We start from the raw sequence: 585 nt of genomic DNA, 5'->3' as shown, positions 1-585 counted from the left end.
CACCGCAGACACGCTCCGACCGCCTGCCGGTTGTGAGAACAGCAGATCCCCGGACGGCGTAATCATTTTATCGCTAGACGTGGTTTGCCCGGGTAGCAGCGTTTCCATAGGTGAAATCCTCAGCAGGTGATAGTTTTGTGTTCTCGATCGCTCAGTACAGGGAGCTCACGAATCGCTCAGTACAGATGGTTAATTAAGTGCCTCGAATAAGAATAATGAGATATGCCAGGTGGAAATCCTTCTACACTTTTTGAAAAGAAACGTGAGGGACGCCCACCAATAGATGTTCTCGGTCTTGTAGCCGGATTAGCGGTGTTCGCAGCCCTCTCATTCTTGTTTGCCGCATTGTCCCAGTTATCGGGGCCAGCTGTTGAAACTGGGATCAGTCCTCAAACGGTCGCTGCTCTCCGATGGAGTGCGATAGGGATTGTACTTGGTGTACTGGCGGTCTTTGTATATCACTCAGCTTTGAACGTTGAGTATCTAACACTTAATGGACCGAAAATGGCGGCTGAGACGGTGTGAGCATGGAAAAGGGAGTTCAGCCGCAGACGCTCCACTCTCCACTAGAGGTTCAAACGCCGT

Annotated in this window: 1 protein-coding gene; it reads left to right on the top strand. The window is 50.9% G+C overall.

Features of this window, described 5'->3' with window-relative positions:
- Window positions 1–222: 222 nt before the first annotated feature.
- Window positions 223–525 (top strand): hypothetical protein, encoded by a 303-nt coding sequence (locus EXE41_RS18630; protein WP_199240911.1) that lies wholly within the window; start codon window positions 223–225, stop codon window positions 523–525.
- The last annotated feature ends 60 nt before the right edge of the window (window positions 526–585 follow it).

This window comes from Halorubrum sp. SD690R, assembly GCF_005435035.1.
GTDB lineage: Archaea > Halobacteriota > Halobacteria > Halobacteriales > Haloferacaceae > Halorubrum > Halorubrum ezzemoulense.
This window is presented reverse-complemented; position numbering and strand designations above follow the sequence as displayed.